This is a genomic window from Flavobacterium sp., assembly GCF_013822155.1.
In the GTDB taxonomy this organism is placed as follows: domain Bacteria; phylum Bacteroidota; class Bacteroidia; order Flavobacteriales; family Flavobacteriaceae; genus Flavobacterium.
The window spans coordinates 1-13,110 of record NZ_PNJW01000072.1; the positions used below are offsets into that span (position 1 = coordinate 1).

Here is a 13,110-nt window from a genome sequence, read left to right on the forward strand (position 1 = left end):
CAATTTAAAGCACTCAAATTACTTAACCCAGAAACATTGAGTGAAGTAAGGTTGTTATTATAACACATTAAATTTACTAAAGAAAAACAATTTGTAACATCTAAACTACTCAATTGATTTTGGTAGCAATTCACACCAATTAAAGAATTTAAGCCAGATAAATTTAAACTAGTTAGTTGATTATATTGGACCCACAAATAGTTTAAATTTAAAAAAAATAAAATACCTTCTAACGATGAAATTGAAGATTCATCAACTCTAAGCATAAAAACATTTAACAATTCACTTTCCTGAATCTCACCATCATCATTCACATCAATTTTAATGTTTTGCCAAAATTGATTTTTTGCAATTTCGTTTTGAGGACTCGCCTCCAACAATTTCGCTTTAAAATTTGCATCCGGAATGTTTACAATTTGTGCTTCAACTGAAAAGGAAGCTAAGAGGAAAAGAAGTAGATATTTTATCATAATGATTTATTTTCATGCAACAACACTAAAATGTTGTATTAATTGGATATGATTGCTATTCTGTTAAATCAATTTATTTTAAGATGCATTTAACACGAAAAGGTTGCTTTAAAATTAGTAAAATATATTTAAACATTTGGTTATCATGGTAAAATCTTTCCCGGATTTAATATACCATTCGGGTCAAAAACAAATTTTATCCGTTCCATTAATTCTAGATGTGTTTTAGAAAAAGCAATAGACATATAATCCTTTTGAACATAGCCAATACCGTGTTCGCCTGAAAGTGTCCCTTTTAATGAAACCGTTAATTCAAAAATTTCCCGAATTCCTTTAGGCACTTCAGTTTTCCAATTTTCATCGGACATAGTTCCTTTGATGATATTGACATGCAAATTACCATCACCGGCATGACCATAACAAACCGATTGAAAACCATATTTTTTTCCAATAGTTTTGATTCCGCTTAACAATTTTGGGAGTTCATAGCGAGGCACAACCGTATCTTCTTCTTTATAAATGGAATTTGCTTTTACCGCTTCAGCCACACTGCGACGCATTTTCCACAAGGCATTTTTTTCATCTTCCGTATCCGCAAAAAGAATATCATCAATTTGAAATTGTTCTACAACCGTCATGATTTTTTCGGCTTCAGCCATCAAAATTTCAGGGTAATTTCCATCCACTTCAATCAATAAATGAGCTTGAATATCCTCATTAACTGTAACATTCAATCCATCCACAAATTGAAGTGTCCAATCAATCGCATCGCGTTCCATAAATTCTAACGCACTTGGAATAATTCCGGCTCTGAAAATAGCAGAAACTGCTTCACAGGCTTCATGAGCTTTGTAAAACGGAACCAACATTAACAAATTATACGCGTTTTTAGGTAACAATTTCAAAACAATTTTTGTTACTATTCCAAGTGTTCCCTCACTGCCCACCATCAGTTGTGTAAGATTATAACCGGTTGAATTTTTTAAGGTATTGGCTCCGGTCCAAATAATATCTCCGGTAGGCAAAACGACTTCTAAATTCAAAACATAATCTTTGGTCACCCCATATTTCACCGCTCTGGCACCACCGGAATTTTCTGCAACATTTCCACCGATAAAACAGCTTCCCATACTACTCGGATCGACAGGATAAAATAAACCTTTTTCAGCAACAGCTTCACGTAAAACTTGTGTAATTACTCCGGGTTCGGTGATTACTTGCAAATTTTGTTCGTCGATAACTAAAATTTTATTGAATCGTTCCATCGAAAGGCCAATTCCTCCTTGAACGGATAAAGCTCCTCCACTCAATCCCGTTCTGGCTCCAATGGGAACAACCGGAATTTTAAATTGATTAGCCAATTTCAAAATTTCAGAAATTTCAAGGGCATTGGAAGGCTTCACAACTACATTTGGAGGAAAAACTAAATCTTCCGTTTCATCATGACCATAATTATTTCGGGTTTCATTATCTGTAAAGATGAATGATGGCCCGACCATTGATTCTAATTTTTGAATTATTTCTGCCGTAAGTTGCATATGCGTATTTTTAATTGAATAAAGGTAAAAAAATTATAGTAAGGAAAGTATCCAATACCAAAATGCCAACGTAATAAAAGACAATGGAATTCCAACACCTATCATCATGCTACTCAATTTTGGTTTTAATCCGTAGGTCGTTGCTAAAATAGCTCCTGTAATCATCGGAGCCATAGCGGATTCCATGATAGAAACATCAACGGCAAGTCCTTGTCCATTGAAAATAACTTTATACAAAATGATAAAAAAGAAAGGCATTAGCATTAATTTAAAAAATAATCCCAGAGCCAGAAAACTCCAATGGCGACTCTGTTGATCAATTTTGAGTTGTAACCCAACGGAAACTAAAGCAATTGTTGTTACAGTACCTCCCACTTTTTGGAAAACAGATTGCAGAAATAAAGGAAAATCAATTTTTGCTAAGTTCAAGATACATGCCAATACAAAGGCTATAAATGGCGGAAAAAACACAATTTTTCTAACTATTAGTTTAGAATCTAAATCACCTTTTGAAAAAATTGAAGCAACCGCAATCCCTAATGTGGAAATAACAACGAAAGAACCCGGTTGATCGACAACAATAGCTGTTTGAAGTCCTTCCTGTCCGTATAATGCTTCAATTATAGGAAATCCAATAAAAGATGTATTACTTAAACCACCGGTCAGAACAAGACATCCAATCAACTTTTTGGACCAACCCAACCATTTTCCTAAACTGTAAAAGAAAATAAAGGACAATGCAAATCCTAGCCAGGCCACACCAATCGGGAAAAGTAACTTGGAACTTATTTCAATTTTAGGAATATAATACAAGGCTAATGCCGGCAGAGAAATATAAATAACAAAATGATTTAAAGCTACATAACCATTTTTGGGAAAGGATTTTAAAAACTGTAATCCGAAACCCAATAAAAGGCAAAAAAAGACTAGAAAAATAGTATCCATACTTGACATTCTGACCTCAAAAATACACTTTTAAGTGGATAAAATCGGTACGAAAAATGAAGCATCCTTTTTCTTTTTGTAACTTTACCTTTCAAATAAAAGCATTGTGACTAAACCAAATTCAAAATCATCCGCCTTACACGAAAAAGCAGGGGTTGTTTCACCTGAAACGATAAATTTACGGTCAGTAGAAACCGTCCAAAAATTTCGAAGAAAATCAACCACTTCCGATGAATTGGTTGCCGGAATTTTAAAAGGAAATATCACTTTCTTAAGTCGGGCAATTACTTTAGTTGAAAGCACCAATGCTGACCATTTAGCGAAAGCCAATGAAGTCATTCAGAAATGTTTGCCTCATGCCAATAAATCTATTCGAATCGGAATTACCGGTGTTCCCGGTGTTGGAAAAAGTACCTTTATTGAAGCATTTGGAAAACAGTTAACTTCCTTAGGAAAAAAAGTAGCTGTTTTAGCGGTTGATCCCAGCAGTACGATTTCACACGGCAGTATATTGGGAGATAAAACCAGAATGGAAGAACTAGTTAAAGATAAAAACGCTTATATCCGACCATCCGCTTCTGGAGAAACTTTAGGTGGTGTAGCCAGAAAAACACGTGAAACCATTATTCTTTGCGAAGCAGCAGGTTTTGATACTATTATTATTGAAACTGTAGGTGTTGGACAAAGCGAAACAGCCGTTCACAGTATGGTGGATTTCTTTTTATTATTAAAAATTTCCGGTGCCGGAGACGAATTACAAGGAATCAAACGCGGAATCATGGAAATGGCTGATGCTATCGTTATCAACAAAGCCGATGGAGACAACATACAACGAGCAAAATTGGCTAAAACCGAATTTAATCGAGCCTTACATTTATTTCCAGCCAAAAAATCGGGTTGGATGCCAACTGTTTCTACTTGTAGTTCCTATACCAAAGAAGGAATTGAAAACGTTTGGAAAACCATTTCAGATTATTTTGAATTGACAAAAACCAATCATTTTTTTGAAGAAAAAAGACAAGAGCAGAATCAATATTGGATGATGGAAACTATCAACGAACAATTGAAAAATCATTTTTATACCCATCCTGAAATTATCAATTTATTGGATAAAAAGAAAAAAGCAGTTTCTTCTAATGAAATTTCACCTTTTTCAGCAGCTTTAGAATTACTTTCCACTTACTTCAAATAAAATTCTAAAATTATACCTTAACTAGTACAATATTGAATAAAAATCATATTTTATATCATAAAAGGTATAAAATATTAAGAAAAATATAAAATATACCTTTTTAGGTATTAATTTTTAAAAAAATCATATATTTGTACTTTAAAAGGTATAAAAATGAAGGAAAATCTAAACAATATTAGCGTTCACATTAAAACCAAACGTAAACAAAACAAACTAACGCAACCGGAACTAGCTTTAAAAGCCGGAGTTGGTTTACGCTTCGTGAGAGATTTAGAACAAGGAAAAAATACCTTACGAATGGACAAAGTGAATGACGTATTGCGTCTGTTTGGCGAAACTTTAGGTGCAGTTCCGATGGATAGAGCGAAATTATTAGGCAATGAATAGAAGTGGAAATGTATATATGAAAAATATTTTTTGTGGCGTTGTAAGTGAAACAGACGCTGGATATTCATTTGTATATAACAAAGATTATTTGCAAAATAACGATGCACGAGCAATAAGTCTCACTTTACCACTAACTGAAAAACCTTATCAAAGCAAAACGCTTTTTTCCTTTTTTGACGGTCTAATTCCGGAAGGATGGCTTTTAGATATAGCCGAAAGAAATTGGAAAATAAATTATAAAGACCGAATGGGATTGCTCCTGACCTGCTGTAAAGATTGCATTGGAGCTGTAAGTGTCGTTAAAAATGAAGAACTATAAAAAGAAATATTTAGCAAATTTAAATCAACCGATGGAAGTACACGAAAAAAGTACTTTCTACGGAAAACGCTGTTTGCAATGTTATAAACCACTTTTTGACAGTAGTTCAGATTTTCATGAAGCTTGCAACAAACGTTTTTTTGGACAATTAAAAACACCACAACTCAATTATAGCTTGGATAATCTGCAAGAGTTAGCTTCAAAGGTTATCCAAAGTCAAATGGCGGTAACAGGAGTTCAAGCCAAAGTTTCGTTGAGTTTATTTAGAAAAGAAGAAAAAAACTTAACCAAAAAACTTACCATCGTTGGACTTTATGGTGATTACATACTAAAACCACCATCGGAACATTATGAACAATTGCCGGAGTTGGAAAGTGCTACCATGCACATGGCTGATGTTTGTGGCATAAAAGTAGTTCCGCATAGTTTAGTAAAATTACAAGATGAAACCCTTTGCTACATCACTAAACGAGTGGACAGAACCCGAAAAGGTAAACTTCACATGGAAGACATGTGCCAATTGAGCGAAAGACTCACTGAAGACAAATACAAAGGAAGTCATGAACAAGTTGCTAAGTTAATATTGAAATATTCAAGCTCGCCCTTATTAGATGTGAGTAATTTTTATGAGCAAGTATTGTTTAGTTTTTTCACAGGAAACTCCGATATGCATTTGAAGAATTTTTCTTTATTGGAAAAAGAAGGGCAAGGTTTGAGTTTATGTCCGGCTTATGATTTAGTGCCAACAGCATTAGTAAATCCGGCTGATACTGAAGAATTGGCTTTGACCTTGAATGCCAAAAAAAGAAAATTGAAATACAACGATTTTTTGTCCGTATACGAAAAATGTGGATTAAGTAAAAAAGTATTGGATAATACGTTAGAACTTTTTGTATATGCAAAACCTGAAATGGAAGTGGTTTTGGGAAAAAGTTTTGTGAATGAGGAGTTCAGAATGAAGTATCTAGCCTTAATCGAAAGCCGATACAAACAATTAGGATTAAAATAAAAATGCCTCAAAATAGTGTTTTACTTTTTGAGGCATGTTTATTGGCGGATTTTCAGAATAATTTACTCCTCATATCGTTCCATCTCCCGATCATAAAAAGCTCCGGCTAATTCAATTAGCTTTTCCATTTCGGTTTCGAGGTCTTTTTCATCTTCTACATCAACTTCTTCGATAATTTCAACTTCATCATCTTTTAAGTTGATTATAAAACGAGGATATTCTAAATGAATGACAAATATATCTTCAGGAAAATCGGTATTGTCTGCTAAAACGAATTTTGGTAAGTCCATATTTTAAAGGTTAGCGGGTTGAAAGTTGCGAGTTACGGGTTAAAAATTTGAGTTTAATATTCAAATTTACCAAATTCACTGGTAATTGTTAATTTTTTATGTTCAGATGCTTCTACTTTTCCGACAATTTGAGCCTCAACGTTGAATAATTTTGAAATTTCAATAATGTCGTTAGCAATTGCTGCCGGAACATATAATTCCATTCGGTGACCGCAATTGAAGACTTGATACATTTCTTTCCAATCGGTTTTTGATTGCTCCTGAATTAATTTAAATAAGGGCGGAATCGGGAATAAATTATCTTTAATAATGTGCAAATTATCAATAAAATGTAAAATCTTCGTTTGAGCACCTCCACTACAATGCACCATGCCGTGAATTTCTTTAGGAGAATATTTCTCTAAAATCGTTTTGATAATTGGAGCATACGTTCTGGTTGGGGAAAGCACTAATTTTCCGGCATCAATCGTACTATTTTCAACTGCATCAGTCAATTTTACTTGACCAGAATAAACCAAATCGGAAGGAACGGCAGCATCAAAACTTTCAGGATATTTTTCTGCTAAATACTTAGCAAAAACATCATGACGAGCAGAAGTTAAACCGTTACTTCCCATTCCACCGTTGTATTCATTTTCATAAGAAGCTTGTCCAAACGAGGCCAAACCTACAATCACATCGCCGGGTTTAATGTTGGCATTGTCAATCACATCGCTGCGTTTCATTCGAGCTGTCACGGTGGAATCTACAATAATGGTTCGAACCAAATCTCCCACATCAGCTGTTTCTCCTCCGGTGGAATGAATGGTGACACCAAACGATTTTAATTCTTGAATTAATTCTTCAGTTCCATTGATGATGGCAGAAATTACCTCAGCAGGAATTAGATTTTTATTCCGTCCAATAGTCGAGGAAAGCATAATATTATCGGTTGCACCAACACAAAGCAAATCATCAATATTCATGATAAGAGCATCCTGAGCAATTCCTTTCCACACGGAAATATCTCCGGTTTCTTTCCAATATAAATAAGCTAAAGACGATTTTGTGCCGGCTCCATCGGCATGCATTAACAAGCAATATTCATTATCACCGGTTAAATAATCGGGTACAATTTTACAGAAAGCTTTGGGAAATAAACCTTTATCAATATTTTTTATGGCATTATGCACATCTTCTTTGGCGGCAGAAACTCCGCGAAGAGCATAACGTTTGCTGGTATCCGAACTCATAGTTGTGTAGTTGTGTTTGGCAAAGATAGGATTAATGTGAAAATGTCACAATTTAAAAACACTATAGGTAAAAGTTAATTTTGTATTATCAATATTTCAACTCTACGATTAGCTGCACGCTCTTCCTCATTTTTTTCAGGTAATGGATAGATTGGATTTGAACTTCCAAAACCTTGATAAGTCACCCGTGAATTTTCAATTCCGTTCATTCGCAAAAATTGACTAACGGCTTTAGCACGCTGGGTAGACAAATTCATTCGGTCAGTAGGCATGCAACATAAATGGCCTTGAATATCGATTTTAAGTTCGGGATTTTGTTGCATCACGATGAGTAATTCATATAATTTTCCTCGACTTTCGTTTACTATGATAAAAGTATTTATTTGAAAGTTCAGATTGTCAATTTTTAATTTTTCACCCGGCTGAGCTTCATCTATTTTTTGCATAAATTCTACATTCAGTGAAAATTCTGACTCAGTTCCGTTAGGGTTTTGGATAATTATTGATTGTGGGAATTGTTTTTTTTGTTTAGAAAGTATAACTGTTTCTTCTTTTTTTATCCCTAATATTTCATCTTCTCTAGCTAAATCTTTTGCTTCAATATAATAAATAGTAACTTTTCTGTTTTCAGCCTTTTTTTCACTTTGCGAATGTAATTCACCAAAACTTCGAGTTTTAAAATCTTCTCTAATTTTAACCTTATCTTTTATACTATTATAAATGAAGTCAACTCTTTTTTGAGCCAAAGTATCGTTAAAACCAATCGTTCCATCTTCATCTGTAAAACCGTTGATTGCAACAATTTTGATATCTTTATTTATTACAATCCAATCGTTCAGTTTTTGAAATTCTGTTTTTTTAAGTTCCGATTTATTAGAATCAAAATAACATGAAACCTGTTCTTGAGCTTGAAGAACCAGAATAGAAAAAAAAAGTGAAAACAAACTGAAAATAGATTTCATAAAGGAATTTTATAATATAACGAAAATACAAAATAATAATTTCATAATGTCTATAAAAAAAGTGGGATAACTTTCGTCATCCCACCCGTTTTAGTGCTAATTTGTTGGAAATTTAGTTTTGTTGTGATCAAAATCAAAAAGATTTTGATGTAGTATTTTTGAACACAGAAAACTCACTGTTAAATACCACTATACTTCCACGGCTATATATCTAGATTTTTTTCAATGCGGGGGCATTTGTTGCTTAAAGCGATACGAAAATATAAAAATAATTTATACTGCAACCATTTTCATTAAAAAATTTAATTAAAAGTAAAAAAGCCACGTTTGAAACGTGGCTTTTTAAAAGCGTAATCTATTGATTATCTTGTGAATAACAATTCTCTGTACTTTGTTAATGTCCAAACTTCATCGTCAACCAAAAGCTCCAATTTATCACAATGTTCACGAATAACTTCAAAATAAGGTTTCACCTTATCACAATACATTTCGGCCATTTTTTGAGCATCCGTTAAAGCGTTTGCCTTTTTACGAGTTTCTGTCATCGCTTCTACATTAGTATTTATTCCTTCAATATGTAAAGAAATTTCTTTAATTAAAACGATTTGTTCTTTGGCTATTTTTTCAAAATCTTTTCCAAAAATCTCTTTTAGCCCTCTTACATTTTCAATTAATGTATTTTGATAACGAATAGCAGTTGGAATAACATGATTACGGGCAATATCTCCAAGAACTCTACCCTCAATTTGAATTTTCTTAGTATATTCTTCCAATTCGATTTCGTAACGAGCTTCCACTTCGATGTGGTTCATTACATTTAAATCTTTGAATAAATCTAATGCTTTTTTAGAAATTTTTGCTTTCAAAGCAGCCGGAGTAGTTTTGTGATTACTTAACCCGCGTTTTTTAGCCTCTTTTTCCCAAGCATCACTGTAACCATCTCCTTCAAACAGAATGTTTTTAGTTCCTTTGATATATTCTCTTAATACATTAAAAATTGCTTCATCTTTCTTTAAATCTTTGTTCTCTATTAATGCATCAACTTCTTTTTTGAATTCTTTTAATTGTTTCGCCACAATAGAATTTAAGGTTGTCATGGCATTAGCACAGTTTGCAGAAGAACCAACTGCTCTAAACTCAAATTTATTTCCTGTAAAAGCAAAAGGAGAAGTTCTATTTCTATCCGTGTTGTCTAACATAACATCCGGAATTTTACCAACTACATTCAATTTCAAATCTGTTTTTTCCTCAGGCGATAATTTTCCTTTTGAAACACCTTCAAGTTCTGCCAATACTTTTGTCAATTGTTCTCCAATGAAAACTGAAATAATAGCCGGTGGAGCTTCATTTGCACCAAGTCTGTGGTCATTACTGGCTGTTGCAATAGCAGCACGTAATAATTCTTCATATTCGTTTACCGCTTTTATGGTATTGATAAAAAACGAAAGAAATTGTAAGTTACTCATTGGCGTTTTTCCGGGAGAAAGTAAATTTACTCCAGTGTCAGTCGCCATTGACCAGTTATTATGTTTACCTGAACCGTTTACACCTTTAAATGGTTTTTCATGGAACAGTACTTTAAAGTCATGTCTTTCACCAACTTTAGACATTACGTCCATTAAAAGTGAATTGTGGTCAACCGCTAAATTTGTTTCTTCAAAGATTGGAGCTAACTCAAATTGATTAGGAGCAACTTCATTATGACGGGTTTTTACAGGAATTCCTAAAAGCATACATTCTTCTTCCAATTCTCTCATATAATTTAAAGCACGAGAAGGAATTGAACCGAAATAATGATCATCTAATTGTTGTCCTTTGGCAGAAGTGTGGCCTAACAACGTTCTTCCTGTCAACATTAGATCAGGACGAGAGTTTGCTAAAGCTGAATCAATCAAAAAATATTCTTGTTCCCAACCTAAAGTTGCGGTTACTTTTTTAACGTTTTTATCGAAATATTTACATACATCGGTTGCTGCTTCGTCAACGGAATGAAGAGCTCTTAATAATGGTGTTTTATAATCTAATGCTTCGCCGGTGTAAGAAATGAATACAGTTGGTATACACAATGTTGTTCCGAAAATAAATGCCGGAGAAGTTGGATCCCAAGCGGTATAGCCACGAGCTTCAAAAGTATTTCTGATTCCTCCATTTGGAAAAGAAGAAGCATCAGGTTCTTGTTGAACTAATTGACCACCACCAAATTTTTCAACCGGGTCTGAACCATCATAGGATGTTTCAAAAAAAGCATCATGTTTTTCTGCCGTTGAACCGGTTAAAGGTTGGAACCAATGCGTATAATGTGTTACGCCTTTAGCCAAAGCCCACTCTTTCATACCCATTGCGATATAATCTGCTAATTTTCTATCAATTTTTGTTCCGTGCTGAACAGCATCTTTTACTCCTTTATAAGCATCTGAAGTTAAATACTGCTTCATCGCTTTATCATTAAACACATTGGATCCAAAAAGAGCCGATTTTTTTCCGGACTCTTCAAATTTTACAGGTTTTCTGTCTGATGCATCTTTTAATGCTTGGAAACGTAAAGTTGACATAAAATTATTTTTAAAGGTTTAACCACATTATTTTATGGTGCAAATATATTTAAAAATTATTTTAAAACAAGTATACCCCTATTTTTTTAGGGGTAAAATCTACAAATTGTAAATATTATCGATTAAATGTGACTAAATTTTGTGCATTTGACAGTTTTACGGATTTTGAGTCACAAAATTTTTTAGGCTACAGTTGTTTAAGTTTATAAATTAAATATGACTACTAAATTAATAGTCCATATATTAAAATATGAATAGCTTCAAGAATTATTTAAGAATCTGTTATTCCCTCTAAAAAAATTAGGCAAATGTAAGATACACAAAAAGTATATATCCGATGAGTAAAATTATTCCGGCTCTGCGGTCGAGAAATCCTCTTTTAGGCATTAATACTAATGGTAGCAAAACTAATGCAAAACCTATCATCCAAAGCATATCAAAAGTTAGTAATTTATTATCTACTAATTTGATAGGATGAATAATAGCTGTGAGTCCAAGTACAGATAAAATATTGAAAATATTAGACCCTAAAATATTACCGATTGAAATAGAACTTTCTTTTTTGATAGCTGCAATAAGCGAAGCTGAAAATTCAGGAATACTAGTTCCTACCGCCACAACGGTTACGGCAATAATTCGGTCAGAAACACCAAACGTTTGAGCTACATTTACTGCTCCTTTGATTAAAAGCTCAGAACCACCGTAAAGTGCAATTCCCCCAATAACTAAGAACCAAATAATTTGATACATTTTCATTGTATCGTCTAGTGGAATTTCAATTTCTTCTTCACTATTCTTTTGAGATTTAATCAAATAAATTACAAATACAATCAGTAAAACAAACAAAATAAAACCTTCACTTCTATTAATCTCGTTATCATACAATAGCATTCCATATAATAGAAAAGAGGCAATAATCATTGCCGGCCAATCCGTTTTAAAAAAGGACAAATCCACTTTCATCTTACTAATAATCATGACAACTCCTAAAATCAACCCTATATTGGCAATATTAGAACCAACAACATTTCCGAGAGCTATATCAGGAAAACCGGCCATAGCTGATTTAACACTAACTATTAATTCAGGTGCGGAAGTTGCAAATGACACAACAGTCATTCCGACAACAATTTTGGAAACATTGAGTCGCAACGACATCCCAACTGCTGACTTTAAAAGCCAATCTCCTCCTAAAACCAGAAGTACTAAGCCTAAAATAATGAAAATAAAATCCATGTTGTCAAATCAAAGAATTGCAAAAATAGCAAATATAACTCATAAAAAAAGGTCTTAATAAATAAGACCTTCCTAAATATATTGTCAAAAGATTAATCTATTTTTTTTACATCAGATTCAGAATGCCCCAAAGATTTCAATACTTTATTATAATCTGAATAATCTATTTTACCTGAAAAATAACCCGGTACTATAACTATTCTGAAGGTTTGATTTTGTGTCCACTGAGAATCAATAAAATTAATTAGATTTTATAATTTTTTTTATTATCAATTCATTTGAATTATTTGTTAAATGTAAAAAATAAATTCCAACAGATAATCCTGAAAAATCAAAATAACCTTCATCTGATTTACTGTCAATAATGTAATTAGCAAAATATTCTTTACCAAGTAAATCAAATAATCTAAAATTTAACATTTCAGTTGTATCAACGCCTTTAATATACATAATATCATTTACAGGATTAGGATAAATAAAAATTTCCGATTTACCTATATCATTACTTTTTGATGCAGTATTGCCTCTAACTCTTTTTTCAACTTCAACAGTATTACTAAATGTTGAATATGTTTGATTCAGATTAGTAGAATTTCTCCTTATTTGATAGTCTACTTTTGCAATTCTTCTATAATTATATGTTTCCGAAATAGGTAAGTAATCTTTATTTGTAGCTCCTAGAATATTTGACCATGGAGATGTTCTTGTTTGTCTTTGCCATTGATATGAAATTGTAAAAGAAATTAAACTATAATTAGTTGGTATAACAGAATAGTTAAAAGTAGGGATACTTCCAATCAAAATAGTAGGCTGAGTAAAAACTCCATTATTAGAGGTTAATATTTGCGAACAACAAATTGAATTTGAATGCGTACTTCTAATTCTTATTTCAATTTCATTACTTACTCTAGAAATTCCCTGATAATGAGCAACTCTTCTTACTTTGAAATTCTTTGGTGAAATAAAATTTATAGGCAA

At 32.8% G+C, this 13,110-nt stretch carries 12 protein-coding genes and 1 pseudogene; 4 read left to right on the forward strand and 9 right to left on the reverse strand.

Annotation, left to right across the window (positions count from 1 at the left end):
* The 3 genes and pseudogenes from C0512_RS13395 to C0512_RS13405 form a co-directional block, all read right to left on the reverse strand.
* A pseudogene (locus C0512_RS13395) lies at positions 1-470 on the reverse strand (T9SS C-terminal target domain-containing protein); the annotation flags it as partial.
* 143 nt (positions 471-613) lie between these two features.
* A complete protein-coding gene (locus tag C0512_RS13400; RefSeq protein WP_290862401.1) occupies positions 614-2,008 on the reverse strand; it encodes an FAD-linked oxidase C-terminal domain-containing protein in 1,395 nt (464 codons plus the stop codon).
* Positions 2,009-2,041: 33 nt separating this feature from the next.
* Positions 2,042-2,953 carry an AEC family transporter gene (locus C0512_RS13405; protein WP_290862403.1) on the reverse strand — a complete coding sequence of 304 codons (912 nt, stop codon included), beginning with the start codon at positions 2,951-2,953 and terminating at the stop codon, positions 2,042-2,044.
* Positions 2,954-3,059: 106 nt separating this feature from the next.
* On the opposite strand from C0512_RS13405, the gene meaB reads away from it, so the two are divergent.
* The 4 genes from meaB to C0512_RS13425 all read left to right on the forward strand — a co-directional run bounded on the left by meaB (position 3,060) and on the right by C0512_RS13425 (position 5,860).
* Positions 3,060-4,145 carry a methylmalonyl Co-A mutase-associated GTPase MeaB gene (meaB, locus tag C0512_RS13410; RefSeq protein ID WP_290862405.1) on the forward strand — a complete coding sequence of 362 codons (1,086 nt, stop codon included), beginning with the start codon at positions 3,060-3,062 and terminating at the stop codon, positions 4,143-4,145.
* Between the two features lie 153 nt (positions 4,146-4,298).
* Positions 4,299-4,532 (forward strand): helix-turn-helix transcriptional regulator, encoded by a 234-nt coding sequence (locus C0512_RS13415; RefSeq protein WP_290862407.1) that lies wholly within the window; start codon positions 4,299-4,301, stop codon positions 4,530-4,532.
* Positions 4,525-4,851: a HipA N-terminal domain-containing protein gene (locus tag C0512_RS13420; protein ID WP_290862409.1), complete on the forward strand. Its 327-nt coding sequence runs from the start codon at positions 4,525-4,527 to the stop codon at positions 4,849-4,851. Before C0512_RS13415 ends, C0512_RS13420 begins: the two co-directional genes overlap by 8 nt.
* Entirely contained in the window at positions 4,838-5,860 is a 1,023-nt protein-coding gene (locus C0512_RS13425) for a HipA domain-containing protein (protein ID WP_290862411.1), read from the forward strand. The genes C0512_RS13420 and C0512_RS13425 overlap by 14 nt, the downstream gene beginning before the upstream one ends.
* Before the next feature lie 62 nt (positions 5,861-5,922).
* On the opposite strand, the gene C0512_RS13430 is transcribed toward C0512_RS13425, so the two are convergent.
* From C0512_RS13430 to C0512_RS13455, 6 genes are all read right to left on the reverse strand, one after another.
* Positions 5,923-6,150 carry a hypothetical protein gene (locus C0512_RS13430; protein ID WP_290862413.1) on the reverse strand — a complete coding sequence of 76 codons (228 nt, stop codon included), beginning with the start codon at positions 6,148-6,150 and terminating at the stop codon, positions 5,923-5,925.
* 53 nt (positions 6,151-6,203) lie between these two features.
* Positions 6,204-7,382, reverse strand: coding sequence for an AIR synthase related protein (locus C0512_RS13435; RefSeq protein ID WP_290862415.1), 1,179 nt, complete (start codon positions 7,380-7,382; stop codon positions 6,204-6,206).
* 74 nt (positions 7,383-7,456) lie between these two features.
* Entirely contained in the window at positions 7,457-8,344 is an 888-nt protein-coding gene (locus C0512_RS13440; protein ID WP_290862417.1) for an OmpA family protein, read from the reverse strand.
* 362 nt (positions 8,345-8,706) lie between these two features.
* Positions 8,707-10,896, reverse strand: coding sequence for a glutamine synthetase III (locus C0512_RS13445; RefSeq protein WP_290862419.1), 2,190 nt, complete (start codon positions 10,894-10,896; stop codon positions 8,707-8,709).
* A gap of 300 nt (positions 10,897-11,196) precedes the next feature.
* Complete coding sequence (locus C0512_RS13450; RefSeq protein WP_290862421.1) at positions 11,197-12,132, reverse strand: calcium/sodium antiporter; 936 nt, start codon at positions 12,130-12,132, stop codon at positions 11,197-11,199.
* A 240-nt stretch (positions 12,133-12,372) separates the two neighbouring features.
* Positions 12,373-13,110 (reverse strand): T9SS type A sorting domain-containing protein (locus C0512_RS13455; RefSeq protein WP_290862423.1); only part of this gene is annotated, 738 nt, incomplete at its 5' end.